We start from the raw sequence: 26,225 nt of genomic DNA on the forward strand, positions 1-26,225 counted from the left end.
CGCTCAGGCCGCGTCCGCCGCGCGCTCCGGCTCGATCGCGAAGTTGTCCACGAAGACGCCGTCGGGGTCGACCTCGGCCTTGATGTCGCGCAGCCGCGCGAGCGTCGCGGGCGGGAACGTCTCGGCGATGCGCTCGGGGCGCAGCGTGCTGTCGAAGCTCATGTACATGCCGCGGGAGTGCGCCGCGATGGATGCCCAGGCCCGATCGAGGCGGTCGGGGTTCGCACCCAGCGCCGCGACGGAGAAGTTCGCCGACCGGTTCGCGTAGGCCGTGGCATCCTCGTCGACGTCCGCCACCGCGCCGCCGACGGCCCGGAGCTGGAAGAAGTACGCGTCGCCGTCGTCGAGCATTCGCGCGGCCGCGCGGGCGAACTCGGGTGTCACGTGCTCGATCAGGGCCGACCGCGAATGCGGTTCTCCGGAGCCCTGCTGCGCGCCGAGGTCGGCATTCGCCATGACCTGCGCGTACGTCGCGAGCTGGACCGACTGCTGCACGAGGGGTCCGAGCTCGGCGAACGGCTGCAGCCTCGAGATGATCGTGTCGGGGTCGGACGAGTCCACGACGCCGTAAAGCTGCGCGACCTGCGGCTGACCCGGTCGGCGGCCGCCCATCAGCAGGAACAGTGTGACGTCGCGCGGCGACGCTTCGAGCACGCGCCCGTACCCCTGCAGGAACTCCTCGACGTCGTCGACCTGGAACGCGAGCTGCACCCAGCCGACTTCGCCGATCGGGGAAGCCTCGAACTCGAAGGACGTCACCACCCCGACGTTGGCGCCCGCGCCGCGGATGGCCCAGAAGAGATCGGGGCGGGTCGTGGCATCCGTCCGCACGATCTCGCCGTTCGCGAGCACGACCTCGGCAGCACGCAGGCGATCGATCGTCAGGCCGTGCTCACGAGCGAGGAAGCCGATGCCCCCCGCCGTCGCGAGTCCGCCCACGCCCACTCCCCCGTAGTCGCCCGACGAGATCGCCCAGCCGTGCTCGCCGAGCGCGGCCGCCACCTGCATCCATCGGACTCCCGCTCCGATCCGCACGAGACGAGAGTCTTCGTCGAGCACCTCGATCGCGTTCAGCTTGCGCAGATCGATCACGATGCCGCCGTCGTTCGTCGACCGCCCCGAGATGCCGTGTCCGCCGCTGCGGATGGCCAGGGGAAGCGAAGGGTGCCGGCGCGCGTAGGCGATCGCGTCGGCCACCTGCTCGGGCGAATCCGGCTGCAGCACGATGCCGGGCCGCCCGCCGCGCATGTAGGTCGCGCGCACGTCGCCGTAGCCGAAGTCGCCCGGCTCGATCGCCGCGAGTCCCGCGGGCAGGTCGTCGTACGCGATCCCCTCGCGCCGTGCGGCGAGAGAGGACGCCGAGCGGACGGGAGAGGCATCCGTCCCCCGTTCACCGCGCTCGCGTGCGACGATCTCACGCACGGCAGGGGCGATGTCCTCTCCGAACGTGTGCAGCAGACCCGGGTCGTCGCCCGCGAGGATGAACGTGCCGATGCCGTCATCGAGGGCGAGACGCGCGAGACGCTCGACGAACTCGGCCGGGTCGCTCGAGAGCACGCCGATGTTGAGCAGGCGACGGATCTCGCGGGGATCGCGTCCCGCCTCCTCCGCGGCGGAGTCGATCGTCGCATTGCCGCGGCCGAGGTCGCCCGGCTGCATGTAGCCGAGTGACGGCAGCCAGCCGTCGCCCTTGCGACCCGTGAGGGCGAGCATGCGCGGCTTGTACGCGCCGAGGATGATCGGGATGCCGTGGGCCGGCCGCGGACCGCGCTTCGCGCCGTGTACGCGGTGGTATTCGCCGTCGGTGAAGACACCGCGCCTCTCGTCGGTGTTCCACAGCTCGCGGATGACGTCGATCGCCTCTTCCAAGGCCGTGACCGACTGCCCCGCCGTCAGGCGCCCGCCGCCCATCGCCTCGATGGCGTCCCAGAAGCCGCCGGCGCCGAGGCCGAGGTCGAATCGCCCGCCCGACAGCAGGTCGAGGCTCGCAGCGGCCCGGGCGACGACCGCCGGCGGCCGCAGAGGGATGTTCAGCACGTTCGGCGCGATCCGGATGCGGGAGGTCTGCGCAGCGACGTACGACATGAGCGTCCACGTGTCGAGGAACGCGGGCTGATACGGGTGGTCCTGGAACGTGACGAGGTCCAGACCGGATGCCTCGGCCGCCTGGCTCAGCAGCACGGGATTCTGCGGATCGGCCGCGGTCGGCGTGATGAAGGCGCCGAACTCGAGGGAGTGGCCGTAGTCCATGGGAGTCCTTTCAGTGGGCCGCGACGGCGGCCGGGCGGATGCCCGCGAGGAGGATGTCGATGAGCAGTTCGCGGTCGTCGGGCGAACCCAGTCGGACCGCATGCTCGATGCCGCACACCAGCCGGCGCAGCTGTGCAGGGGTGAGGTCGGCGCGCGCGACGTCGGCCCGCTGGGCGCGGCCGAGCACGGCCGCATAGCCGTCGAAGACCTTCGCGCGCGCGGCCGTGCACTCCGTGTGCATGGCCGCGTCCGTCTGCTCGAGGTCGGTGAGCACGGCCTCGAGGCCGCCGTCCTCGAGCTGCAGGGCGACGGCGTCGCAGACGAAGCGACGGAGCGCGCTGGCGGGGTCGGCATCGGCGATGGATGCCTCAGCCGCTGCCTCGAGCCGCGCGAGCGAGTCCACGCTGAGCGCCTCGACGAGCGCGCGCGCCGTCGGGAAGTGTCGATACACAGTGCCGATACCGACCCCGGCCTCACGCGCGATGTCGTTGAGCCGCAGCGCCCGCGGGTCGTGCGTGCGCGCGATCTCGAGGATGCGCTCACGGCTGCGCACGGCATCGGCTCGAGGACTCATGCGTCCAGGTTACACCCTAAACGGATGATCTATCCGTTTAGGGTGTCAACGTCGGCTGCACGCTCGATGCCGTCGAGGGGCAGCTCTAGCGCGAACTCGGCCTGCGCGCGAGCGCGAGTGCGGGGCCCCCACCCCGTCAACGGTGACGGCGCACCGCTGAGGTCAGGGAATCTGGAACACGACCTCGGCGCCCGACGGAACAGCGCTCGTGACGATGCGCGTGTCGAATGTCGCAAGCTGCGCTTCGTTCGACGCAGCGAGATGCAGGAGGTACGTGTCGGTCACTTGTGAGTTCGCCAACAGCCGCTCGGTGTGAACCGAGCTGTCGAGAAGGCTGACGGCGTCCGCGAGGAAGAGATGGTCACCGCGCGCGGTGAGGCTCGCGAGACTCGCGATCACGACGGGCGCGGGCTGCGTGTTCGAGTACTTCGGATTGCTCACCACGCGGATGACGCCATTCTGAACCGTTGGCGACGTATGCCACCGAGATCCACCTCGATCCGCGAACCAGTCGTGCGCACGGTCGTGGTGCACGTGCTGCGGGTCTATCAACGCGATGACGACATTCACGTCGAGGAGGTGGCTTGTCACTCCGCGTCGTCCCGTAGCGCGTTGACTTCATCGAGATTGCCCGCTCCGGTCCCCGTGGCGGGGAGGAGGACAATGCCGTTGCGGGTTCCGAACCGGCGACGCTCAGTCAGCGTTGCACGCGCCAGTTGAGACACCGCCTCGCCGAGGGTGATCCCCCGCGAGTCGGCGAATTGCTTGGCCGCCGCAAGCACATCGTCGTCGATGGAGAGAGTTGTGCGCACGCATCAATCATCACGCATCACGCATCACGCGTCAACGGCCCGCCAGCAGCCCTCGACGTGATCGTCGACCATGCCCGCCGACTGCATGAGCGCATACATCGTCGTCGAGCCGACGAAGCGGAAACCGCGCTTCTTGAGGGCTTTGCTCATGGCGTCGGACTCGGGCGTCGTCGCGGCGACGTCGGCGAAGGATGCCGGACGCGGCCACGTCGGTGGCGCGAACGACCAGAGGAAGGCGTCGAGTTCACCGTCATCCATCTCGAGCACGAGACGCGCGTTCGAGATCGTCGCGAGGATCTTCGCGCGATTGCGGATGATGCCGGCATCCGTCATCAATCTCTCGACGTCGTCGTCACCGAACTCTGCGACGACCGCGGGATCGAAGCCCTCGAACACCTCGCGGAAGCGCGGGCGCTTGCGCAGGATCGTGATCCACGAGAGCCCCGCCTGGAATCCCTCGAGCGACATCTTCTCGAACAGCGCGCGGTCGCCGTGCAGGGGTCTGCCCCACTCTTCGTCGTGATAGCGGCGGTACTCCGCGTCGTCGCCGACCCACGCGCAGCGGGTGATGCCGTCGGGGCCGATGCGCGTGCTCGTCATGGCGCCAACCCTACGGCGGGCAACCGACAGGCGAAGGCTCGGTGAACAAGAGCGGATCGCCTCGGCGTGCCGCGAACAGCGCCCCTACCGTCGAAGACGGGTGCCTCGCGGCATCCATCCGTCATCACCATCGAAACTGGGGAACACATACACATGCGATCTGCACACAAGCTCGGGCTCGCGGCCGCCGCGGCCGGAGCGATGATCCTCGCGCCGCTGCCGGCGCTCGCCGCCGAGGACGACTCCGAGGCGACGGGGACGCTCACCGTCACGCGCTTCGACGACCGCTACGCCGATGGGCTGTTCGACACGTCTCAGGCGTCGCCGAACGGCGACGTCGACCGCCTGAACTCGGACGGCCCCGCTCAGCTGGTCGACGTGGACGGCAAGCGCTGGTACATCAGCGCCGACGCCGACGGCCTCTACCGCTTCGAGAACGTTCCCGTGGGCCCCGCGAAGCTCTACCTCGGCCACCCGAACGACCCGGCTCGCGAGGCGTTCTTCGACGCGACCGGAGCTGTCGCATCGACCGACATCCGCCGCATGCCCACGACGCAGTTCTGGGGCGCGCAGGGCACGCTCGATGTCGTCATCGACGCCGACGGTGAGGAGCGCCTCATCGGCATGACGGCGATCAAGGCCTCCGCGAAGGTCTCACTCGACGAAGCGCCCGTCAGCGGCGCCCAGCTCGAGTTCTGGTCGGGCGGTGAGTGGCTCGCCGCATCGGAGTACGCGGGACTGCCCGGAGGCTACGCGGTGCTCGACGGCTACAACGAGGTGACGCACATGCCCGGCGAGCTCGGCCTGCGTGTGACCGCGCCTGCGGGCTACGCCGTGAAGTCGGTGGAGGCCTTCACGGGCAGCGCGCCCCTGAGCTACCCCGACATCGCGATGACCCTCACCGAGCGTGACGGAGCGTACTGGGTCGACTCGCGCGAGCTTCCGCTGTACTTCTTCGGCGCAGGATTCCACGTGACCCTCGAAGAGACGCCCGACACCGTCAAGCCGGTCGCGACGCTCGTCTCGCCGACGACGGCCGGTCCGTTCCAGACGCTGAACCTGCAGGTGGATGCGACGGATGACCGCGGTCTCGACCGCATCGTCGCGAACATCTACAAGGACGGCAAGCTCGTGAAGTCGACCCAGACCGCCGGTGACGGCGCGACGGCCGCGACCCACACGGCGTCGGTCTCGCTGCCCGACGGCGCGTACACCGTGAAGTACAACGCGAGCGACCTCGCGGGCAACGTCGCGCAGACCGGCACGTTCGCATTCGCGATCGATCGGACCGCCCCGACCGTGACGGTCAAGGACGGCGCGACCTACACCAACGGCGCGAACGGGGTCTACGGCCTGGTGAGCTTCAAGCTCTCCGACGCGGGCAAGATCGACAAGGTCGTGCTCAACGGCAAGGTCAAGGACCTCACGAACAGCCAGTGGTCCGACCTCAACTACGTCAAGCCGGGCGTCTTCGGCGCGGTCGAGGGCGTCAACACCCTCGTCGCGTACGACGTCGCCGGCAACACCACGACCGTGACCTTCACGCTCGACGGCACCGGCCCGACCGTCACGGTCAAGGACGGTTCGAACGGCGCCGCGCAGAGCTTCAAGCTCTACGACGCGAACAAGGTCGACAAGGTGACGCTCAACGGCGTCTCGAAGGATCTCACGAACAACGTGTGGTCCGACGTCAACGGCGTGAAGCCCGGCACGTTCGGCGCGGTGAGCGGCCTCAACACGCTCGTCGCCTACGACGTCTTCGGCAACATGACCACGGTCAGGTTCACGCTCGACTGACCATCGACGCACCCGAGGAGCGCTCCCCGTCACGAGTGGGGAGCGCTCTTCTCGTCGTGGCGTCGCAAACCGTAGGAGTTCTCAGCCGGGCTGAACCGCCACGGGGTCACGCGACCCCATCGTCCTACGGTTTGGCACAGCAGTGGCGAGAGACTCTTCGAGGTCGGGATGCCGGAACCGGAACCCCGCGTCGATGAGACGCTCCGGCAGCACCCAGCGGCTCTTGAGCACGAGCTCGGGCTCGGTGCGCAGCGCCCACATAGCGGGCTCCAGCATCCACCGATACGCCGGGAGTCCGAAGGGCGCCGCCACGACGCGCCGGAGCGTGCGCATGAGCGTGCGGTCGTCGGTTGGATGCGGACTCGCGAGGTTCACGGCGCCGTCGAGGTCGTCGCGCTCGATGAGGAAGCGGATCGCGTCGACGACGTCGTCGATGTGGATCCAGCTGAACCGCTGGCGGCCCCGCGTGCGGTGGCGCGGAGCGCGTCCGTCGCCCGTGGGCTTGTCGCCGATGCCTCGATAGCGGCGATGCTGCGGCCACCAGCCGTCGATGTGGGGCCCGCCGAGTCCGAACTTCGCGAGGCGCGCGAGCGTCGCGGTCGCCGGCCCGTCGCCCAGGACGATCGCCATCCGCAGCGCGACGCGACGCGTGCCCGGCAGGTCGCCCGTGAAGAACTCCCGCTCCCATGCGCGCGCGACGTCGACAGAGAAGCCTTCGCCGAACTCGCCGGTCGACTCCGTGTTCGGGCGGTCCATCGCGTGCCGGTAGATGGTGGCGGTGCTCGCGTTGAGCCAGACCGTCGGTGGCACCGCGGCGGCCTCGACCGCGTGGCGCAGCGCCCGCGTCGTCTCGACCCGTGAGCGCAGGATCTCGTCACGGTTCTCATCGGTGTAGCGGCAGTTCACGGACTTGCCCGCGAGGTTGATCAGCACACCGGCGCCGTCAACCGCGGCGGCCGCATCCGTCCACGTCACGGGACCGTCGCGCCCGACCGTGACGACCTCGTGCCCGTCGTCCGCGAGGGCGTGGACGAGGTGGCGGCCGATGAAGCCGGATGCCCCTGCGATGACGATCTTCATGTCGACAGACCTTTCTGAACATGTTCAGAATACGCTACGCTCGAGCGCATGACCACCTCGGAATCGGTCTACGAGCGCGTGCTCGGTGAGCGATTCGCCGCCATCCATCCGGCGCTGCGCGCCTACTTCGGAGCTCTGCCCCCAGGCACGGTGGGCGTCGGTCACGGCACATTCGCCGAGGCGGGCTCGCGGCTGCGGTTCCTGCGGCCCATGCTCACCTGTCTCGCGCGGCGAGGCATCCTGTTCCCCGAACGCGGCACCGATGTGCCGTTCACCGTCGTCAACACGGCGACCCGTCGCGGAACGCTGACCGCGACGCGAACGTTCCGGTTCCCCGCTCGCGAGAGGGTTCTCGTCGACGAGATGTCGATCGCCGAGGGCCGGCTCATCGATCGTGTCGGCAGGGGCGGGCGTCTCGAGATCGCGCTGGACGTCCTGGTCGTCGACGAAGGGGTGCGGCTGCGATCGCGACGACTCGCGCTCCGTCTCGCCGGCCGGCGCATCCCGCTCCCGCACGCGGTTCGCGTGACGGTCGACGAACGCGCAGTGGACGGCGGCCAGCACGTGGACGTGCGCCTGCGCTCACCACTGCTCGGCGAGGTCTTCCGCTACGTCGGCGCATTCACATACACCCATGCCGAAGGGCTTTCCGCGACCGAGGGCTCGTGACATGCCTTGACTCGCCGAGACAAGGCATGTCGTCGAGACCGGGCGCTGGCCGCCCGATCTCGACGAGGGACCCGGTCTCGACGCCGGGGCAGCGAGCGGGTCTACTTCTTCTTTAGCGACTTCTCCGAGACGGGTGCCTCACCCGATGCCTTGAGGGCCGCGTAGTACTCGCGGGCCTCGGTCTGGCGCTCGAGCTCTGCGCCTGACGCGATGGGCGCGCGCACGTGCTCGGGCTCGAAGCCGTAGGCGTCGACGAGGTCCTGCGCGTGCGGACGCAGCCGCAGCGACAGGCGGTCGATGTAGCGCGAGACGGATGCCGCGCGCTGCGCCGACAGGCGGCCGTTGATGAGGTACCAGGCGAGGTGCTTCTCGATGAGGTGCAGACCGAACAGGTCGCGCAGCCACGTCAGCACCTGCGCCGTGCCTTCGTCGGCCACTCGGGCGAGGCCGTCGGTGAACGCCTCCCACTGCAGAAGCTCGCCGTGCGCACGGGCCGCCTCGATGAGCTCGGACTGGTGGGCGTTGAACAGCGCCGCGGCTTCAGCCGGCGAGAGCTTGGATGCCGGGCGCAGCGCGGTCGCGACATCCGCCACCATCTGCTGCACCCGACCCGCCAGCAGCTCGTGCTGCTGTTCGGCGCGGAGGCCGAGCTCGACGGAGCGCGCGGTCGAGCCGAAATCGGCGACCGACTGACCGAGCTGGCGGAGACCGGCACCGTGGAAGAGCTTGCCGGCGGTCTGACGGGCCGCGAACTTCGCGAGGGCCGCAGCATCCGCGCCCTTGAACTGCTTCGCGAAGTCGGACAGCAGTCGCTTGCCGACGAGCTGCAGAAGGATGTTGTTGTCACCCTCGAAGGTCACGTAGACGTCGAGGTCCTGGTGCAGACCCACCATGCGGTTCTCGGCGAGGAAGCCCGAGCCGCCGCATGCTTCGCGGGTCTCCTGGATGGTCCAGAGGGCGTTCCACGTCGACAGCGGCTTGAGCGCAGCGGCGAGGGTCTCGAGGTCTTCACGGCTCTCGGGGGTGTCCTCGCGACCGCTGAAGACGGCGTCGAACTTCTTGAGAAGCTCGTCGCCCGAGAAGAACTGCGCGTAGTTCTGCGCGAGGAGAGGGAGCAGTCGGCGCTGGTGCTTGCCGTAGTCGAGCAGCACGACTTCGTCGCTGCCGGCACCCGAGTCGAACTGGCGGCGCTGGCCGGCGTAGGTGAGGGCGATGTAGAGCGCGAGCGCCGTGCCGGTCGTCGCAGCGCCGTCGAGCGAGACGCGGCCCTGCACGAGCGCGCCGAGCATCGTGAAGAAGCGGCGGCCGGGGCTCGGGATGTCGCTCGTGTAGGTGCCGTCCTCGGCGACCTGGCCGTAGCGGTCGAGCAGGTTGAACAGGGGCACGCGCACCTGGTCGAAGTGCAGCCGCCCGTTGTCGATGCCGTTGAGGCCGCCCTTGACGCCGTCGTCCTCGCCGCCGATCCCGGGGAGGAAGTTCCCCTCGTCGTCCCGGAGGGGCACGTAGAAGCAGTGCACGCCGTAGTTGACGCCGCCCGTGATGAGCTGCGCGAAGACGGTCGCCGCCTTGCCGTGCAGCGCGGCGTTGCCGAGGTAGTCCTTCCACGCCCCGCGGAAGGGGGTGTGGATGACGAACTCCTTCGCCTCGGGATCGTAGGTCGCCGTCGTGCCGATGGCCGCGACATCCGATCCGTGCCCCGTCTCGGTCATCGCGAACGCTCCGGGGATCGACAGGTCGATGATGCCCTCGAGCCACTCGTCGTGGTGCTTCTTCGTGCCGAGCTGGAACACCGCGGAACCGAAGAGGCCCCACTGCACGCCGGACTTGATCTGCAAGCTGGGGTCGGCGAGCACGAGCTCCATGAAGCCGGCGAGGTTGGCGCCGTTGTCGTTCAGCCCTCCGTACTCCTCCGGCATCGCACGGCGCGAGCCGCCGTGCTGCACGAGCAGGTGGAGCTGGCTCAGCACGCGCTCGCGGTGCTCGTCCATCGGCATGCCCTCGACGCGCCAGAACGCGGGGTCCTTGATCATCTCGCGCGCCTCGCGGCGCGTCTCGCCCCACGTGCCGAGCAGCAGGTCGGTCACGGCCGCGACGTCGATGCGCGGCTCGGATGCCTCGGCCGCGGTGTGCGGCGCGGTGGGCGCTCCGCCGGCGGGCGTGCGTCTGCTCGTGGCGGGCTTCTTGGAACGGACGGCGGCGTCGGCCATTGCTGCACCTCTCGTAGTGGTGGGAAGACTCTTCTACGGTAGAACTTCCACAACCTCGCTCCAACGCGCCTAGAGGTCTCCTACAACGCGACGAGCCGACGTGCCGAGGGCGTCTTGTGCGAGGTCTTACAGCGCGAGTCCGTGACCGAATCGGAAGAGCGGATCCTCCGTATCGAACGGGACGTCGGGGCGGGATGCCTCGACTGCCGCCGTGCTGCGGGGGATGTCGAACGGCAGCCGGCCCTTCGCCTCGGCGGCACCCGACAGCACGTCGAGCAGCGCCTCGGCGCTGACGCCCCAGTTCGCCACGACCGCGGCGGCGGAGTCGACGATCGGGCCGAGGATCGCGGGACGATCGAGGAAGACGTCGACGACCGTCGGCACCTGCGCCGCGACCTCGGCGACGTGCGCGAGGGTCTCCGCCGGGAAGTCGAGCGAGCCCGCGTGGAAGAAGTTCTCGAACATCGTCGCGCGCTGATCGTACGGTGCCTGCAGGCGCAGGATCGCGGCATCCGCCTCGGCCGGCGTCGCGACGACGTCGCCGTAGGCCGCGACGGTCTCGGGTGCGACGCCTTCGACGTAGAGCTTGATCCCCGCAGCCAGCGGAAGCACGCCGTCGTTGCTGAGCACCGTGATCGAGGCGCGCTGCGCCGCGTCGCCCGCAGCGCGGAACTCGGCCGCACCGACGATCGCGTCCGCCGCGTCGGCGTCGACGTACGGGTTCTCGAAGAGTCCGAGTTCGAACTTCTCGCGCAGCAGGCGCCGCGCCGAGACGTCGAGGCGTGCCTCGGGGATCGTGCCGGACTCGACGAGGCCGATGAGCAGCTCGGTGCACTTCTCGCCGCCGAACTGGTCGGCTCCGGCATCCAGGATCTTCACCATCCGCTCTTCGGGGGTGAGGTGCTCGACGCCCCACGCGCGGGCCGGGAACGGCTGGCCCATGATCTCGGAGTCGGTCACGAGACCCCAGTCGGTGCAGACGATGCCGTCGAACCCGAAGCGCTCGCGCAGGAGCCCCGTCAGCACCGACTTGTTGAAGCCGAAGCCGACCTCTTCGTACTCGGTGCCGATCGGCATGCCGTAGTAGGGCATGATCTGCCGGCCACCGGCGGCGAAGACGGCCTCGAAGGGCGTGAGGTGGTGCTCGAAGTTGTCGCCGGGGTAGACCTGCTCGCGGCCGTAGGCGAAGTGCGGGTCCTCGCCGTCCTTCTGCGGACCGCCGCCGGGGAAGTGCTTCGTCATCGTGCTGACCGAGCCCGGGCCGAAGCTCTCGCCCTGGAACCCGCGCACGTACGCCGCGCCGAGCTCGCCGCTGAGATCGGCGTCCTCGCCGAACGTCTGCAGCGCGCGCGACCAGCGCGGCTCGGTCGCGAGGTCGACCTGCGGGTGCAGCGCGACCCGGATGCCGACGGCCGTGTACTCCTGACGCGCGATGTCGCCGAAGCGCTCGACGAGTTCGGCGTCACGAGTGGCGGCGAGACCGAGCGGCTCGGGCCACTGCGAGAAGGGGCCGGCCAGGATCGCCGCGCCGGGGTTGTCGCTGAAGGCGTGGCGCGGATCGGTCGAGATCGTCACCGGGATGCCGAGGCGAGTGGATGCCGCGAGCTCCTGCATCCGGTTGTGCCAGCGCGCCATGGCACCTGCGGTCGGTGCGACGCCGAGCAGATTGAAGTGGTTCATCGAGCGGCCGAGGACGTATTCGGCGTTGGACGGGAGTCCGAAGACGGGGTCGCCGTCCGAGAGCTCGCCGTCCTGCCCCATCGAGATCATCGTCTGGAAGAACAGCCCCGCCTTCTCGGCGAGCGTCATCTGAGACAGCAGGATCTCGATCCGCTCCTCGACCGGCAGGCTCGCATCGCGGTAGCGGTCATCGACGGTCGTGGTGGCGTCATTGCTCATGGAGTCATGCTAAACCGAATGTCACTAGGTTTTCAAGGCAGACTCTGCGGCTCGTCGAGGTGCGCGAACCCACACGATTTGCGCGAACCCACACGATCTTGTCGATAAAAGTGTGTGGTCTCGGCGAAATCGCGTGGTTTCGGCGCACAAGGGAGCGCAGCCGGACGGGTTCCGGATGTCGGTGCCGCGGCGAACAATGGTCGGCATGGATGTCACGCTGCACCGCTGGAGCGAAGGCGACCTCCCCGTGCTCGAGCGAGCGAACACACCCGAAATGACGCGGTACCTCGGGGGACCGGAGTCCGACGAGCAGGTGCTCGAGCGGCATGAGCGGTATCTGCGGCTCGGAAGCACAGGCGAGGCGCACATGTTCCGCGTCGACGTCGACGGGGTACCCGCCGGCGGGATCGGCTATTGGCAGACCGATCACGACGGCGTCGACGCCTTCGAGACGGGGTGGGAGATCGAGCCGCACTGGCAGGGTCGAGGGGTCGCTCGCGAAGCGCTCCGTCAGCTCATCCGCCTCGTCGCCGTCGACGGTTCTCGCTCTCTGCTCGTCGCGTATCCGGGGGTGGACAATCCCGGCTCGAACGCCCTCTGCCGTGGCGCGGGATTCGTGCGGACCGGATCCGGCACGATGCCGTGGCGCGGCGGCGAGCTCGCCTTCCACACGTGGGTGCTCGACATGTCACCGCTCGATCTCGCGGGGCGCGAGCCCGACGTCGACGAGCGGTTCGACTCCCTCGACCCGGGCCGATGGTGGCCGTTCTACAATCCGCACTGGTCGTCGCGGGCCGACGCGGCCGCGCGCTGGTCGATCGGCACGGCGGGGCTCGAACTGCGCATCGACGAGGACACCAGCCCATGGGCTCCCGCGATCGACGGCGACATCCGTGTCGCGCACGTGCAGACGGGGCAGTTCTCCGGCCCGCTCGGCAGCGGCATCGGCCAGCACCGGTTCCGACCCGGACTCGTCGTCGCAGAAGAGCAGCCCGAGCATCGCGGCTGGCTCGTCCACGGCGGAGTGATCGAGGTGCGCCTGGCTGCGATCGCGCACGCCGACGCGATGGTCGCGTTCTGGCCCATCGGGTTCGAAGAGCGGCCGGACGACTGCGGAGAGATCTGCATCGCCGAGATCTTCGGCAGCGAGATCGATGCGGACGGCGGGCTGGTGGGTGTGGGGGTGAAGCCGCAGAACGATCCGCGCCTCACCACAGACTTCGAGAAGATCCGCGTCGACGGTGACCTCACCGTGATGCACGACTACGCGGTCGAGTGGATGCCGGGCCACCTCCGCTTCTTCATCGACGGCCGCTGGGTCAAGACCGTCGCGCAAGCGATCGACTACCCCGTGCAGTTCATGCTCGACGTCTACGAGTTCGCGCGCTCCGACGGCTCACGCGACCTCGCCGCGCTGCCGCATGTGCTGCGGGTCGAGTGGGTCAGGACGTTCGCACCTCTCACGCCGCCGCGATGACCTCGAGAACCGCTTCGCCGTACGCCTCGCGCTTCTTGGCCCCGATACCGGTCACGCCGTCGAGGTCGCCCAGGCTCGCAGGCCGCGCTTCCGCGAGCGCCCGCAGCGTCGCGTCGCCGAAGACGATGTAGGCGGGCACCCCGAGCTCTTTCGCCACCCCCGCACGCCAGGCCCGCAGCACCTCGAAGAGCCCGCGGTCGTCTTCGGCCAGGGTCTCGGGTGCCGACGACTTGCGCAGCCGTGGTGCTCCCGCCCCGCGGCCGAGCACATCGCGGCGGAGCGGCACCGCGGTCTCGCCCTTCAGCACGCCGGCCGCGGGCTCGGCGATGGCAAGCGTGCCGTACTCGCCCTGCGCCTGCAGGATGCCGCGTGCGAGCAGCTGCCGGATGACACTCCGCCAGTCCTGATCGCTCAGATCGGCACCCAGCCCGTACGTCGAGAGCGTGTCGTGCCCCTGCTGGCGGATGCGGTCGGTCGACGCGCCGCGCAGGATGTCGATCAGGTGTCCGGCGCCGAACGCCTGACCGCGCTCGCGCTGAAGCCGCACGATCGTCGAGAGGAGCTTCTGGGCGGGCACGAGGCCGTCCCACGTCTCAGGCGCCTCGAGGCAGGTGTCGCAGTTGCCGCACGCCGTGGACTCTTCGCCGAAATAGGCGAGAAGGTTCTGCCGCCGGCAGCCGATCGTCTCGCACAAGGCGAGCATCGCGTCGAGGTGCTGGCCGAGCCGCGTCTTGAACGCGCGGTCGCCTGGCGACTGGTCGATCATGCGTCGCTGCTGCACGACATCGCCCAGGCCGTAGACCATCCAGGCGATCGACGGCTCGCCGTCGCGACCCGCGCGACCCGTCTCCTGGTAATACCCCTCGACGGACTTGGGCAGATCGATGTGGGCGACGAAGCGGACATCCGGCTTGTCGATGCCCATGCCGAACGCGATCGTCGCCACCATGACGACGCCGTCCTCGCGCAGGAACCGCGACTGGTTCGCGGCGCGCACCGAGGCATCCAACCCCGCGTGATACGGCAGCGCATCGACGCCCTGCGCACTCAGGAACTCGGCCGTCTGCTCGACCGACTTGCGACTGAGGGCGTACACGATCCCCGCCGAGCCCTCGGGCATCGACCGGATGAAACCCACGAGCTGCCGCCGTGGATCGGACTTCGCCTCGATGCGGTACTGGATGTTGGGTCGGTCGAAGCTCGAGACGAAGTGCCGCGCCTTCGGCAGGCGCAGTCGCTCGGTCATCTCACGGTGCGTCGCCGGCGTCGCGGTCGCCGTCAGCGCGAGGCGCGGCACCCCGGGGAAGCGGTCGGCCAGGTCGCCGAGTGCGAGGTAGTCGGGGCGGAAGTCATGCCCCCACTGCGACACGCAGTGGGCCTCGTCGATCGCGATGACGCTGAGCTTTCCGCGCGCGAGGAACCGCAGCGTCGCTTCGGTGTTGAGGCGCTCAGGGGCGACGTAGAGCAGATCGAGCTCACCCGCGAGGTAGGCCTGCTCGACGGCCGCGCGCTCCTGTGGCGACTGCGTCGAGTTGAGATACGCCGCATGCACGCCGTTGGCGATGAGCGCGTCGACCTGATCGTGCATGAGCGCGATGAGCGGGCTCACGACGAGGCCGGTCCCAGGTCGTACGAGCGCGGGCACCTGGTAGCAGACGCTCTTGCCGCCACCGGTCGGCATGAGCACGACGGCGTCGCCGCCCGCGACGACGTGGTCGACGATCGCGGCCTGCTCGCCGCGAAAGGCGTCGTAGCCGTAGACCTCGAGCAGCACTGCTCGGGCCCCGCTGCCGGTGAAGTCGCGGCGCGGACTCGCGCTCAGCGGAGTCGCGGCCGCGGCCCCCGACACCGCGCGGTCATCGGGGTACGGCTCGTCGAACTCGGGAGGCGGCGCGAGCTCGTCGGGGTCCCACACGAGGTCCGCGTAGGGGTCGTCGTAGGAGGGGGAAGTCACCTGGCCAGCGTAATCACCGTGGCCGACGTCGCGGTTCAGACCAGGAACGCTGTGGACCCGGTGCGGCGAGCGCAACCTGTCGAGGAGCCGCGAGCCTACAGACGCACGACCTCGGTGACCCGGACCACCGCTGTCCCCTCTTCGACGGACGCCGCGAGGTCGACGACTCCGCGGATCCGCCAGTCGTGGTCGCCCGCCGGGTCGTCGATCGTCTGCTCGACGAGCCACTCGTCGGGACGTTCGTCGATCGCGACGAGCTTCGGCGAGCGCGCCGGACCGCCCGTGAGGATCTCGTCGTGCTCGTCGAAGTACGCGTCGAGCGCGGCCGGCCAATCCACCGCGGGATCCAGCTCGACCAGCTCGTCATCGCGCTGCAGCGCCGCGAGCTGCACACGGCGGAAGAGCTCGTTGCGCACGAGCACGAGGAACGCGCGACGATTGGTCAGCACCGACGGCGGTGCCGGCGGCACCACGGGGGTCGCGGCATCCACCACCGGATTCACCAGCGCCTCCCACTCGTCCACGAGCGACGAGTCGACCTGGCGCACGAGCTCGCCGAGCCACTCGATGATGTCGAGCAGGTCGTCGGTGCGGGCCTCGGCGGGCACGGTCTGGCGGACGGCGCGGTAGGCGTCCGAGAGGTAGCGCAGCACGAGGCCTTCGCTGCGGGCGAGCTGATAGAACGACACGAACTCGGCGAACGACATCGCACGCTCGAACATGTCGCGCACGACCGACTTGGGTGCCAACTCGAAGTCGCGCACCCACGGCTGCGACGACGCGAAGACCTCGAACGACTGGGCGAGCAGCTCCGAAAGCGGCTTCGGGTACGTGACCTCTTCGAGCAGCGCCATCCGCTCGTCGTACTCGATGCCGTCGCGCTTCATGGCGTTCACCGCCTCGCCACGCGCCTTGTACTCCTGCTGCGAGAGGATCGCCCGCGGGTCGTCGAGCGTCGCCTCGATGACGCTGATGACGTCGAGCGCGTAGTGCCCGCTGCCCGTCTCCGCCGACGCGTCGTCCGGTGAGAGCAGCGCGATCGCGGCGAGCGCGAACGGCGAGAGAGGCTGATTGAGCGCGAAGTTCGGCTGCAGATCGACGGTGACGTGGATGCCCGAGGCGTCGGCCACGACGATCTCAGCCGCGACGAGCGTGCGGAAGATCGCGATCGCACGCCGCGCGAGCTCGTACTTCCGTGCGCGGGGCTCGTGGTTGTCGAACACGAGGGAGCGCACGTTCGCGAAAACGTCGCCGCCCCGCGCGATGACATTGATGAGCATCGCGGCGGTGAGCTGCAGCTGCGGAACGAGGGGCTCCGGCTCTGCCGCGATGAGTCGCTCGTACGAGCCCTCACCCCAGTTCACGACCCCGGTCGGCGCCTTCTTGCGCACGATCTTCTTGCGCTTCGCGGGATCGTCGCCGGCCTTCGCGAGTGCGACGGCGTTCTCGATCTCCCACTCGGGCGCCATCACGATGACGTTGCCGTACGTGTCGAATCCGGCGCGGCCCGCGCGACCCGCGACCTGCTGGAACTCCCGCGCACTGATCTGCCTCATGCGAGTGCCGTCGTACTTCGACAGCGCCGTCAGCACGACCGTGCGGATCGGCACGTTGATGCCGACGCCGAGGGTGTCGGTACCGCAGATGACCTTGAGGAGGCCGCGCTGCGCGAGCGTCTCGACGAGTCGCCGGTAGCGCGGCAGCATGCCCGCGTGGTGCACCCCGATGCCCGAGCGGACGAGTCGCGACAGCGTCTTGCCGAAGCCCGTCGTGAAGCGGAAATCGCCGATCGCCTCGGCGATGGCATCCCGCTGCTCCCGCGACGCCACCCGCACCGACGCGAGCGCCTGCGCGCGCTCGAGCGCCGCGGCCTGCGAGAAGTGCACGATGTAGACGGGAACCTCGTGCTCCTCGAGCAGCCGCTCGACGATGTCGTGCGCAGGCGTGCGCGCGTAGGAGAAGTGCAACGGCACCGGCCGCTCGACGCCGGTGACGAGGGCCGTCGTGCGGCCGGTCCGACGGCTGAGATCGTCGGCGATGGATGCCACGTCGCCGAGCGTCGCCGACATCAGGACGAACTGCGCACGATGGAGCAACAGCAGCGGCACCTGCCATGCCCAGCCGCGGTCGGGATCGCCGTAGAAGTGGAACTCGTCCATGACAACCTGGTCGACTTCGGCATCCACCCCCTGCCGCAGCGAGAGGTTGGCGAGGATCTCGGCCGTGCAGCAGATGATCGGGGCATCGGGGTTGACCGACGAGTCGCCCGTCACCATGCCGACGTTCGAGGCGCCGAAGATGTCGACGAGGGCGAAGAACTTCTCGCTCACGAGCGCCTTGATGGGGGCGGTGTAGTACGAGCGGCCGCCGCGAGCGAGGCAGGCCGCGAGCGCTGCGACCGCGACGAGCGACTTGCCTGTGCCGGTCGGCGTCGAGAGGATGACGTTCGCCCCCGAGACGATCTCGATGACCGCTTCGTCCTGCGCGGGGTAGAGCTCGATGCCCTGCTCGCCGGTCCATGTGACGAACGCGTCGTACACGATGTCGGCGTCATCGGAGTCGCCGATGCGTTCGAGCAGCGAGGTCATCCTCCGAGTCTCCCCTACGCTCGGCATCCACCGTCCCGAATCGTGGCGGAACACCCATGCGGGAGCATACGTTGGAACAAGCGACAAGAGGAGCCCACGTGAGTGATCTGACCGATGACCGCACGGTGACACGCGACGAGGCCGAGAGCCGCTACGAAGTCCGCCTCGGCGATGTGCTCGCAGGCTTCACCGAATACCGCGTCGATTCGCGCGGCCGGTACGTCTTCCACCACACCGAGATCGATCCCGCGTTCGGCGGCCGAGGCCTGGCGACGACGGTCGTGTCGTACGCGATGGCGGACGCAGCGGCCCGTGGCGAGACCGTGCGACCGACGTGCCCCGTGGTCGTGAAGTACCTCCGCTCGCACGACGTGCCCGGCCTCCAGGTCGACTGGCCCGACGGGGTCTGACACGTGACCCGCCTCGATACCGACGCCGCCGTAGCCTCTGAGGAGCCGTCGCCGGGCGACGGCCCTCGCGCGCTGCTGCTCGAGTCGCGCGAGGTGCCGCTCGGCGGGGTGCGTGGCATGGAGGTGCACCGCTCGCTGCCGCAGCGCGATCTGCCCCTCGTCGGCGCCTGGTGCTTCCTCGACCGCTTCGGACCGCAGGACACCCTCATGCGCGTGGAGCCGCATCCGCACATCGGCCTGCAGACGGTGACATGGCCCCTGGTCGGCGAGATCCGCCACCGCGACTCGGTGGGCAGCGACGTCGTCGTGAGCCGAGGGGTCGTCAACCTCATGACGAGCGGCGCCGGCATCGCGCACTCCGAGTACTCGATCGGCGAGGGTCCGATCCCGCTCGACGCGCTGCAGCTGTGGGTCGCACTGCCCGACAGCCGGCGCCACGGCGGGCCCGCGTTCGAGCGGCACGAGGATCTGCCGATCGTGACGCTGCCCGATGCGGGCGGCGGACGCACCGCCGAAGCCGCGGTCGTCATGGGCGAGTTCGCGGGGGCGGTGTCGCCCGCGACGGCCTACACGCCGATCGTCGGTGCGGAGGTCTTCCTGCCGGCGGGGAGTCGCGTCACCTTCCCGTTGCATCCGGACTGGGAGTACGCCGTGGTCGGCGTCGAGGGAGAAGCGACGGTGACGGATGCCGCGGCATCCGTCGACCGCGGCCGTCTTCTCTATCTCGGCACGGGGCGCGAGTCGGTCGAGGTCACGGTGGACAGCGAGGCGACCGTGTTCCTGCTCGGCGGCGAGCCGTTCGAGGACGAGATCGTGATGTGGTGGAACTTCGTCGGACGCTCGCACGAAGAGATCGTCGAGGCGCGCGAAGAATGGGAGTCGGACTCCCCGCGATTCGGTCATGTCGTCGGCCATGGGCCGGAGCGCGTGCCCGCGCCGCCCCTGCCCGGAGTGCGGCTGACGCGTCGACGTCGACGAGTCTGAGTCGCCGCTACGCTTTCACCGTGGCATCCACCCGATCCGTCCTTTCGACGCGCGTCCTGCTGACCTGCGCTGCGATCGGCGTCGCGACGGGCATCCTCGGCGGCATCGCCGGATGGATCACCGTGCCGCTCCTCGCCGGCGCTCCCGTCGTCTACGGTCTCGTCCTCGGCGTGCACGTGCTGCCCGGCATCATCGCGCAGGAGGCGCTGCGGCTACCGTGGGTGGCCCTGCTGGCGCACGTGCTGGCGGCACTCGTGTCGAGCGCGATCGCGCCGATCTACGTCATGCAGTTCCTCGGCACGGCCGTGCTGTTCGGCGGCATCCAGGAGGTCGTGGCGGCCGTCGTGCGCTACCGTTCCTGGGCACCGTGGCGGTTCTTCATCTCGGCGGTCATCATCGGCTTGATCGTGGCGACCGCGGTCTTCTTCGCCGCACATCTCGGCGCGCTGCCGGTGTGGGCTCAGATCCTCTACCTCGCGATCTCGGTGCTCGGTCCTGTCGCGTGGACGGCCGTCGGGCTCGCGGTCGGCGCGGGGCTCCGTCGCGCGGGGGTCGTGCGCTCGACCCGCTGAGTCTGCGATTCACTTAGGGTCGGCTAAGTTAGGAGGGACTAAGCACTCTCCCGGAAGACTCCCGTGGCCGCACTCGAGCGTGACTCAGCCGCCATGCCCGCGGCTGCCTCCGTCGACCCGACGCCTCTCGTCCGGGTGCAGGGCCTCGGCATCACGCACGACGGAGAAGAGACCGCGACTCCGGCATCCGTCACGTTCGACATCGCCCCCGGCGAAGTCGTGCTGCTCCTCGGTCCGAGCGGTTCGGGCAAGTCCACGCTGACGCTCGCGCTCAACGGACTCATCCCCCACGCCGTCCCGGCCGAGCTCTCGGGTTCGGTCGAAGTGGCGGGGCTCGACACACGCACCGCGGCGGTCGCCGAGTTGAGCACACACGTGTCGATGGTGTTCCAAGACCCCGACGCGCAGCTCGTGACGGGCACCCTCCTCGACGAAGTCGCCTTCGGTCCTGAGAACCTCCGTGTGCCCGTCGCCGACGTGCTCGCCCGCGCCGAGGACGCCCTGCGCCGGGTCGGACTGTGGGAGCGGCGGCGTGAGAACCCCGATCGGCTGTCGGGCGGTGGACGCCAGCGCCTCGCGATCGCGTGCGCGCTCGCGATGGGTTCGCCGCTCCTCGTCCTCGACGAGCCCACGGCGAACCTCGACCCCCGCGGGATCGAAGAGGTCTATGCGGCGCTCGCCGAGCTCGTCGCGGCGGGGGACCGCGCGATCCTGCTCGTCGAGCACAACCTCGATGCGGCGGTCGGCTTCGTCGACCGTGTCGTCGTCCTCGATGCATCCGGAACCGTCGTCGCGGACGGCTCGGTGGATGCCGTGCTGCGCGCCCGTGCGGAAGACCTGCACGCGATGGGGGTGTGGCTGCCGATCTCGACTCTCGCGGCACTGCGGCTGCGCGCTGCCGGGGTCGCGCTCGATCCGCTGCCGCTCACTCCCGACGAGCTCCGCGCTGCGCTCATCGACGCCACGCCGTCGTCCTCCGGTCGGAGAATGTCGCGATCGTCGGAGGATCGAGCCGAGATACTCCGACATCCGTCACATTGTCCGACCGGGAAGTGGATGCCCGGGTCGAGCGCGACGGGTGCGACCGCGAGCGATGCGCCGCTCATCGAAGTGCGGGGCCTCACGGTCCGCCGCGGGCGCACGGACGTGCTGCACGGCATCGACCTCGACATTCCCCGCGGCGAGTTCGTCGCCGTCGTCGGTGCGAACGGCGCGGGCAAGACGACCCTCGTCCAGGCGATCGCCGGCGTCATCCCCCCACCGCGCGGCGCGGTGCGCATCGACGGCCTCGACGTGGCGAAGACGGACGCCCGCATGCTCTCGAGGCGGATCGGGTTCGTCTTCCAGAACCCGGAGCATCAGTTCATCGCGCACACCGTGTTCGACGAGATCGCCCACGGTCTGCGCAGACTGCGCCTCCCCGACGACGAGGTGCGCGAGCGCGCGATGGCACTCCTCACGCGCTTCGGGCTCGAAGGCAGGGCCGCATCGCACCCGTTCCTACTGTCGGGTGGCCAGAAGCGCCGGCTCTCGGTCGGAACGGCCCTCGTCGCGGGCGCGCCGATCCTCGCGCTCGACGAGCCCACGTTCGGCCAGGACCGAGCCCGCGCCGACGAGCTCCTCGGACTATTGCAGGAGCTCAACGACGACGGCACGACGATCATCGTCGTCACGCACGACATGCAGCTCGTGACCGAGTACGCCCACCGCACGGTCGTGGTGAGCGGCGGGCGGGTTCTGCGGTCGGCGCCGACCTCCGAGGTCTTCGCCGACGATGCACTGGTCGAGGCGGCCGGACTCCGACTTCCGCCGCTCGCGCGCGCGTTCCGCGATGTGCCCGGCGATCTCGCCGGCATCACGCGCCTGGCAGATCTGCCGGGAGGTGCCTCATGACCGTCGCCGTCGATCCCTACGCCGAGCGGCCGGCCGCGGCATCCCTCCGCTTCCTCTACGGTCTCAATCCGCTCGCGAAGCTCGCAGCTCCCGTCCCCGCGATCGTCGCGCTGATCTTCGTGCGGGATGCCGCGACCCCCGCCGCGTTCGTGCTGCTCGCGTACGCGCTGCTGCTCGTCGGGGCGAACTTCACGCGACGGCTCGCGGGCATCCTGTTCCTCGCACTCCCGATCGCCGTCCTCGCGATCGGCGCCGGCTTCTCGCTCTGGACCGACGCCGCGCGCGTCGACGACACCGCGATCGTGTGGCAGATCGGGTCGTGGACGATGTACGCCGGCGCCCTCGAGACGGGCTTCTCGACGGCACTGCGGATCGCCGCGATCGTCTCGCTGACGCTCATCGCCGGCCTGTCGATGACTGGCCCCGACCTCGTGCGCGCCAGCGTCCAGCAGCTGCGGGTGCCCTATCGGATCGGTTACACAGCCCTGGCTGCGTTCCGCTTCGTGCCGCGCTTCGGGCACGAGCTCGACGTCATCCGCCAGGCGCATCGTGTCCGCGGCGCGCACGGCGGCCGTGGCCCGTTCTCGGCGATCGCCCGCTGGTTCGGCTACATCGTGCCGCTGCTGGCGGGGGCGATCCGGCACGCCGAACGCGTGGCCTTGGCGATGGATGCCCGCGCCTTCGGCGCCTACCCCGACCGCACCGAGCGCCATCTCGTGCCGTGGCGTGCGCGCGACACCGTCTTCGTCGTCCTCTTCTGGATCGCATCCGCCGCGATCTTCGTCCTCCTCCGCCCCTTCGCCTGACCCTGGAGATCCGATGGCCCTGACCAGCAGACTCGTAAAGCCCGAGACGCAGGATCTCCTGCATCTGTCCGTCCTGCGCACCGAGCGCCTCTCGCCGCACTGGATGCGCATCACGCTCGGCGGAGGCGACATCGCGCAGTTCCGACCGATGGGCTACGACCAGTGGTTCCGCATCTTCCTGCCTCTGGGCGGCGACGAGGGACTCGAGCGGCTCCCGGCGAAGGCGCACAAGCTCTTCGGCTACCTGAAGTACCTGCGCATCCCCGACGGCATGCGGCCCGTCATGCGCAATTACTCGGTCCGCGAGTTCCGTGCCGCGACGGCGGATGCCCCGGCCGAGCTCGACGTCGATTTCGTCCTCCACGGCAGTGCGTCAGACGGCACGGCCGGACCCGCGTCGCGCTGGGCCGAGTCCGCCCAGCCCGGTGAGAGTGTCGTGATCATCGACGAGGGTCTCGCATTCAACCCCGAGCGCGGCACCGATCGCGTGCTGCTCGTGACCGATGAGACCGGCCTCCCGGCGGTCTCCTCGATCTGCGCCTCGCTCCCGGCGAACGCGACCGGGCTCGCGATCATCGAGGTTCCGGATGCCGCGGACGCCCTCGAGTTCCCGCATCCGGCGGGGGTCAAGGTCCAGTGGATCGTGCGCGACCACGACACGAAGCCGGGTGTGCCCGCGTACGAGGCACTCGTCGCCTCCGATCTGCTGCCGACGCCGTTCCACGCGTACCTCGCCGGCGAGCAGGCGCTGCCCACCGAAGGCCGCCGGCACCTCGTCGGTCGGGGCATCTCGAAGGACCTCATCAGCTTCTGCGGCTACTGGCGCGTCGGCGCGGCATCCCCCACTCCCAAGTCGCAGCTCGCCGGTGCTTCGGAGAACGCAGCGGAGGCGCACTCGTGAGCCGCGTCTCGACCGTCTACCTGCTGACGTGCGCCGCGATCGGCGTCGCCGGCGGCCTGCTCCTGTGGGGCGCCGGCTGGGCATCGACCGCGCTGTTCGCCGTCGTGCCGTTCTTCTCGGTCGCCCTCGCGGGCCTGTGGCTGCTGCCGGCCACGGTCGCGCTCCGTCTGCTCGAGCGGCCCGGCGCCGGCATCCTCGTGGGTGTCATCTCGGGTCTCGTCGCCTTCCCGTTCCTCGGGGCTGCCGTGTGGTGGGCGTTCTTCGCCGAGCTCGCGTTCCTCGTCGTGCTGTATCGCTTCTGGACGATCTGGCAGTACTACGCAGGAGCGGTGCTCGTCGGCATCCTCTACCCGTTCCTCGCGGCCGAATCGTTCAATCTGTGGTCGATGCCGCCGTGGACGATGGTCGCCTTCTTCGCACTCACGATCGCGGGATGCCTCGTCGGCGTCGGCCTCGGCGTCCTGATCGCCGATCGCCTGCGCGCGGCCGGCGTCGCGAAGCTCGCCCGCCGTCGCGGCAACGCGTCACGCGGCCTCGGTGCGGGAGCAGGCCCGGCCGGCCAGCACTGAGGTCAATCGAGGGGACGCCGGCGCAGCTGCTTGGTCTCGGTGCGGCGCTGCTTCTCCTTCAGGCGCCGCTCCTTGGCGCCCTTGGTCGGCTTCGTGGGCCGCCGAGGCGGTGACGGCGGTCGCAGCGCATCTGCGACGACGGCGACCAGCCGCGTGCGCGCGGCCTCTCGATTGCGCAGCTGTTCGCGGTGTTCGGATGCCGCGATCGTGAGCGCGCCGTCGACCAGCCGCGTGCCCAGGCGATCGAGGATGCGCTCACGCTGGACAGGTGTGAGAGTTCCCGACCCCGCGACATCCCACGTGAGCTCGACGCGCGAGTCCGCGGTGTTGACGCCCTGCCCGCCCGGGCCGGAGGAGCGCGAGAACCTCCACGAGAGCTCCGGCTCGGGGATCGTGAGCCCGGCCGTCACCCGGAGTCCGGGGCGGTGTGTGGCGGGCATCCATCCATCATCCCCGCAACGGTGGTTGGATGGCCGCATGAGTTGGAATGACGATGTCATCGAGCAGTTCCGCAGCAGCAAGGGCACCGAGAACTATTGGGGACCGAAGCTCGTCGTCCTGCACTCGATCGGCGCGAAGACGGGCAAGACGCACCTGAACCCCGTCGTGGGCTTCCGCCGTGGCGAAGGCTGGCAGGTCGTCGCGTCGAAGGGCGGGGCGCCGGAGAACCCCGCGTGGTACCACAATCTGCTCGCGAACCCCGAGATCGACATCGAGGCGCTCGTCGACGGAGACGTCGCCACGGTGCCTGTGACGGCGACGGTGGTGCCGGCGGACGAGTGGACGGCGGCCTACGACGCGATCGTGTCCGAGGAATCGCAGTTCGGTGAGTACCTGACGAAGACCGATCGGCGCATCCCCGTCATCCGTCTCACGCCGCGCGCCGGCTGACGGACGACGGATGCCGCGCCCCGTGCAGGGGCGCGGCATCCATCCTTTCCGGGGGGACTCAGCGCTTGCCGACGATCTGCCGCGAGACCAGGTCGCGCATGATCTCGTTCGTACCGCCGTAGATGCGGTGCACGCGTGCGTCGAGGTAGGCGCGGGCGATCGGGTATTCGGTGATGTAGCCGTAGCCGCCGTGCAGCTGCACCCCGATGTCCAGGACTTCGGCCTCACGATCGGTCGACCAGAACTTCACCTTCGCAGCCTCTTCGGCCGTGAGCTTCTGGTCCTTGTAGAGCATCATCGCGCGGTCGTTGTACGCCCACACGACGTCGACCGTCGTCGCCATGTCGGCGAGCTTGAAGCGCGTGTTCTGGAAGTCGGCGATGCGCTCGCCGAACGCCTCACGGCTGATCACGTAGTCGCGCGTCCACTCGAACGCGGCCTCGCATGCGGCTGCCGCGGCGACGCCGATCGAAAGGCGCTCGAGGGGCAGGTTCATCATGAGCTGGATGAAGCCGAGGCCCTCCTTGCCGCCGATGAGGTTCGCCTCGGGCACGAACACGTCGCTGAACGACATCTCAGCGGTGTCCCACCCGTGGAAGCCCATCTTCTCGAGCTTCTTCGAGTGGTCGAAGCCCTCCATGCCGTCCTCGAGGATCAGCAGGCTGAACGCGTCGGGACGGTTGCCCTCGCCCGTCTTGACGAACGTGACGACGATGTCGGCCGTCTTGCCCGACGAGATGAAGGTCTTCGCGCCGTTGACGATGTACCCGCCGTCGACCTTCTTCGCGGTCGTCTTGATGCCGCGAAGGTCGGAGCCCGCACCCGGCTCGGTCATCGCGAGCGCGCCGAGGATCTCGCCCGTCGCCATGCCGGGGAGCCACTTCTCCTTCTGCTCCTGCGTGCCCATGTGCACGATGTAGGGCACGGCGAGGTCGTCCTGGATGCCGAAGGCCCCGGCGAGCGAACCCTGGCCGACGCCGATGACCTCCTCCATGACGATCGAGCGGAACCGGTAGTCCTGCAGCATTCCCGCGCCGCCGAACTCTTCGGGCACCGAGAGGCCGATGATGCCCGACTCGCCCGCAGCCCGCATGGTCTCGCGGTCGATCTCGCCGTCGCGCTCCCACTGCTTGCGCTTCTCTTCGGTCGCGTAGCGCTTGATGAACTCCTTGACGACGTCGCGGAACGCCTCGTGGTCCTCGTCGTAGATGTCGCGCTCCATGAGCAGGGTCCTTTCGTTCGAATCCCGGCGGAGCCCTTCGGGGCCTCATCGCCGCAGGCGATTCTAACGA

At 69.4% G+C, this 26,225-nt stretch carries 23 protein-coding genes; 11 read left to right on the forward strand and 12 right to left on the reverse strand.

The genetic code is table 11. The annotated features are described in order from the left end of the window. Positions 1-3: 3 nt before the first annotated feature. The 5 genes from MA876_RS03535 to MA876_RS03555 form a co-directional block, all read right to left on the reverse strand. Positions 4-2,250: an LLM class flavin-dependent oxidoreductase gene (locus MA876_RS03535; protein ID WP_248146139.1), complete on the reverse strand. Its 2,247-nt coding sequence runs from the start codon at positions 2,248-2,250 to the stop codon at positions 4-6. A gap of 10 nt (positions 2,251-2,260) precedes the next feature. Further along, positions 2,261-2,824, reverse strand: a complete 564-nt coding sequence (locus tag MA876_RS03540; RefSeq protein WP_248146141.1) for a TetR/AcrR family transcriptional regulator — start codon at positions 2,822-2,824, stop codon at positions 2,261-2,263. 162 nt (positions 2,825-2,986) lie between these two features. Continuing rightward, on the reverse strand, positions 2,987-3,415 hold the full coding sequence (locus tag MA876_RS03545) for a TA system VapC family ribonuclease toxin (protein WP_308221633.1): 429 nt from the start codon (positions 3,413-3,415) through the stop codon (positions 2,987-2,989). Beyond that, positions 3,412-3,636: a hypothetical protein gene (locus tag MA876_RS03550; protein ID WP_248146143.1), complete on the reverse strand. Its 225-nt coding sequence runs from the start codon at positions 3,634-3,636 to the stop codon at positions 3,412-3,414. Before MA876_RS03550 ends, MA876_RS03545 begins: the two co-directional genes overlap by 4 nt. Before the next feature lie 24 nt (positions 3,637-3,660). Then, positions 3,661-4,236, reverse strand: a complete 576-nt coding sequence (locus MA876_RS03555; RefSeq protein ID WP_248146145.1) for a DNA-3-methyladenine glycosylase I — start codon at positions 4,234-4,236, stop codon at positions 3,661-3,663. A gap of 153 nt (positions 4,237-4,389) precedes the next feature. On the opposite strand from MA876_RS03555, the gene MA876_RS03560 reads away from it, so the two are divergent. Then, positions 4,390-6,033 (forward strand): Ig-like domain-containing protein, encoded by a 1,644-nt coding sequence (locus MA876_RS03560; protein WP_248146147.1) that lies wholly within the window; start codon positions 4,390-4,392, stop codon positions 6,031-6,033. Between the two features lie 81 nt (positions 6,034-6,114). On the opposite strand, the gene MA876_RS03565 is transcribed toward MA876_RS03560, so the two are convergent. Then, positions 6,115-7,113 (reverse strand): epimerase, encoded by a 999-nt coding sequence (locus tag MA876_RS03565; RefSeq protein ID WP_248146149.1) that lies wholly within the window; start codon positions 7,111-7,113, stop codon positions 6,115-6,117. Between the two features lie 48 nt (positions 7,114-7,161). Between MA876_RS03565 and MA876_RS03570 the strand changes: the two genes are divergently transcribed. Further along, positions 7,162-7,782, forward strand: a complete 621-nt coding sequence (locus tag MA876_RS03570) for a DUF4166 domain-containing protein (RefSeq protein ID WP_248146151.1) — start codon at positions 7,162-7,164, stop codon at positions 7,780-7,782. 101 nt (positions 7,783-7,883) lie between these two features. On the opposite strand, the gene MA876_RS03575 is transcribed toward MA876_RS03570, so the two are convergent. Together MA876_RS03575 and MA876_RS03580 are read right to left on the reverse strand one after the other, a co-directional pair. Further along, the gene (locus MA876_RS03575) at positions 7,884-9,989 is read right to left on the reverse strand and encodes an acyl-CoA dehydrogenase family protein (protein WP_248146153.1); all 2,106 of its coding nucleotides are present in this window, start codon (positions 9,987-9,989) and stop codon (positions 7,884-7,886) included. A gap of 126 nt (positions 9,990-10,115) precedes the next feature. Continuing rightward, entirely contained in the window at positions 10,116-11,888 is a 1,773-nt protein-coding gene (locus MA876_RS03580; protein ID WP_248146155.1) for a glycoside hydrolase family 3 protein, read from the reverse strand. 205 nt (positions 11,889-12,093) lie between these two features. Between MA876_RS03580 and MA876_RS03585 the strand changes: the two genes are divergently transcribed. Then, positions 12,094-13,365, forward strand: coding sequence for a GNAT family N-acetyltransferase (locus tag MA876_RS03585; RefSeq protein WP_248146157.1), 1,272 nt, complete (start codon positions 12,094-12,096; stop codon positions 13,363-13,365). Here MA876_RS03585 and recQ read toward each other — a convergent pair. Next, a complete protein-coding gene (gene recQ / locus MA876_RS03590; RefSeq protein WP_248146159.1) occupies positions 13,349-15,319 on the reverse strand; it encodes a DNA helicase RecQ in 1,971 nt (656 codons plus the stop codon). The genes MA876_RS03585 and recQ overlap by 17 nt on opposite strands. A 95-nt stretch (positions 15,320-15,414) precedes the next feature. Then, entirely contained in the window at positions 15,415-17,907 is a 2,493-nt protein-coding gene (locus MA876_RS03595) for a DEAD/DEAH box helicase (protein ID WP_248146161.1), read from the reverse strand. Positions 17,908-18,005: 98 nt separating this feature from the next. On the opposite strand from MA876_RS03595, the gene MA876_RS03600 reads away from it, so the two are divergent. The 7 genes from MA876_RS03600 to MA876_RS03630 all read left to right on the forward strand — a co-directional run bounded on the left by MA876_RS03600 (position 18,006) and on the right by MA876_RS03630 (position 24,042). Beyond that, on the forward strand, positions 18,006-18,317 hold the full coding sequence (locus MA876_RS03600; RefSeq protein WP_248146163.1) for a GNAT family N-acetyltransferase: 312 nt from the start codon (positions 18,006-18,008) through the stop codon (positions 18,315-18,317). Positions 18,318-18,320: 3 nt separating this feature from the next. Then, positions 18,321-19,301: a pirin family protein gene (locus MA876_RS03605; protein ID WP_248146165.1), complete on the forward strand. Its 981-nt coding sequence runs from the start codon at positions 18,321-18,323 to the stop codon at positions 19,299-19,301. 20 nt (positions 19,302-19,321) lie between these two features. Then, entirely contained in the window at positions 19,322-19,873 is a 552-nt protein-coding gene (locus MA876_RS03610; protein ID WP_248146167.1) for an ECF transporter S component, read from the forward strand. Positions 19,874-19,966: 93 nt separating this feature from the next. After that, positions 19,967-21,766 (forward strand): ABC transporter ATP-binding protein, encoded by a 1,800-nt coding sequence (locus tag MA876_RS03615; protein ID WP_248146168.1) that lies wholly within the window; start codon positions 19,967-19,969, stop codon positions 21,764-21,766. Continuing rightward, positions 21,763-22,572, forward strand: a complete 810-nt coding sequence (locus MA876_RS03620) for an energy-coupling factor transporter transmembrane component T (protein WP_248146169.1) — start codon at positions 21,763-21,765, stop codon at positions 22,570-22,572. Before MA876_RS03615 ends, MA876_RS03620 begins: the two co-directional genes overlap by 4 nt. Before the next feature lie 13 nt (positions 22,573-22,585). After that, positions 22,586-23,473, forward strand: a complete 888-nt coding sequence (locus tag MA876_RS03625) for a siderophore-interacting protein (protein ID WP_248146171.1) — start codon at positions 22,586-22,588, stop codon at positions 23,471-23,473. Next, the gene (locus MA876_RS03630; RefSeq protein WP_248146173.1) at positions 23,470-24,042 is read left to right on the forward strand and encodes an ECF transporter S component; all 573 of its coding nucleotides are present in this window, start codon (positions 23,470-23,472) and stop codon (positions 24,040-24,042) included. Before MA876_RS03625 ends, MA876_RS03630 begins: the two co-directional genes overlap by 4 nt. Before the next feature lie 2 nt (positions 24,043-24,044). Here MA876_RS03630 and arfB read toward each other — a convergent pair whose 3' ends face one another. After that, positions 24,045-24,482 (reverse strand): alternative ribosome rescue aminoacyl-tRNA hydrolase ArfB, encoded by a 438-nt coding sequence (gene arfB / locus MA876_RS03635; protein ID WP_248146175.1) that lies wholly within the window; start codon positions 24,480-24,482, stop codon positions 24,045-24,047. 37 nt (positions 24,483-24,519) lie between these two features. Between arfB and MA876_RS03640 the strand changes: the two genes are divergently transcribed. Next, a complete protein-coding gene (locus MA876_RS03640) occupies positions 24,520-24,933 on the forward strand; it encodes a nitroreductase/quinone reductase family protein (protein ID WP_248146177.1) in 414 nt (137 codons plus the stop codon). Between the two features lie 58 nt (positions 24,934-24,991). Here MA876_RS03640 and MA876_RS03645 read toward each other — a convergent pair whose 3' ends face one another. Beyond that, positions 24,992-26,155, reverse strand: coding sequence for an acyl-CoA dehydrogenase family protein (locus MA876_RS03645; RefSeq protein ID WP_248146179.1), 1,164 nt, complete (start codon positions 26,153-26,155; stop codon positions 24,992-24,994). Positions 26,156-26,225: the final 70 nt, after the last annotated feature.

The sequence above is a fragment of the Microbacterium aoyamense genome (genome assembly GCF_023155855.1).
GTDB classification, from domain to species: Bacteria; Actinomycetota; Actinomycetes; order Actinomycetales; family Microbacteriaceae; genus Microbacterium; species Microbacterium aoyamense.

Bases quoted from the DNA above. Each gene is read 5' to 3' on its own strand.
- MA876_RS03585 (WP_248146157.1), top strand. From the start codon at position 12,094: ATGGATGTCACGCTGCACCGCTGGAGCGAAGGCGACCTCCCCGTGCTC.
- MA876_RS03645 (WP_248146179.1), bottom strand. From the start codon at position 26,155: ATGGAGCGCGACATCTACGACGAGGACCACGAGGCGTTCCGCGACGTC.
- MA876_RS03540 (WP_248146141.1), bottom strand. From the start codon at position 2,824: ATGAGTCCTCGAGCCGATGCCGTGCGCAGCCGTGAGCGCATCCTCGAG.
- MA876_RS03620 (WP_248146169.1), top strand. From the start codon at position 21,763: ATGACCGTCGCCGTCGATCCCTACGCCGAGCGGCCGGCCGCGGCATCC.
- MA876_RS03580 (WP_248146155.1), bottom strand. From the start codon at position 11,888: ATGAGCAATGACGCCACCACGACCGTCGATGACCGCTACCGCGATGCG.
- MA876_RS03640 (WP_248146177.1), top strand. From the start codon at position 24,520: ATGAGTTGGAATGACGATGTCATCGAGCAGTTCCGCAGCAGCAAGGGC.
- MA876_RS03560 (WP_248146147.1), top strand. From the start codon at position 4,390: ATGCGATCTGCACACAAGCTCGGGCTCGCGGCCGCCGCGGCCGGAGCG.
- arfB (WP_248146175.1), bottom strand. From the start codon at position 24,482: ATGCCCGCCACACACCGCCCCGGACTCCGGGTGACGGCCGGGCTCACG.
- MA876_RS03570 (WP_248146151.1), top strand. From the start codon at position 7,162: ATGACCACCTCGGAATCGGTCTACGAGCGCGTGCTCGGTGAGCGATTC.
- MA876_RS03535 (WP_248146139.1), bottom strand. From the start codon at position 2,250: ATGGACTACGGCCACTCCCTCGAGTTCGGCGCCTTCATCACGCCGACC.
- MA876_RS03555 (WP_248146145.1), bottom strand. From the start codon at position 4,236: ATGACGAGCACGCGCATCGGCCCCGACGGCATCACCCGCTGCGCGTGG.
- MA876_RS03625 (WP_248146171.1), top strand. From the start codon at position 22,586: ATGGCCCTGACCAGCAGACTCGTAAAGCCCGAGACGCAGGATCTCCTG.
- MA876_RS03565 (WP_248146149.1), bottom strand. From the start codon at position 7,113: ATGAAGATCGTCATCGCAGGGGCATCCGGCTTCATCGGCCGCCACCTC.
- MA876_RS03615 (WP_248146168.1), top strand. From the start codon at position 19,967: ATGCCCGCGGCTGCCTCCGTCGACCCGACGCCTCTCGTCCGGGTGCAG.
- MA876_RS03575 (WP_248146153.1), bottom strand. From the start codon at position 9,989: ATGGCCGACGCCGCCGTCCGTTCCAAGAAGCCCGCCACGAGCAGACGC.
- MA876_RS03595 (WP_248146161.1), bottom strand. From the start codon at position 17,907: ATGACCTCGCTGCTCGAACGCATCGGCGACTCCGATGACGCCGACATC.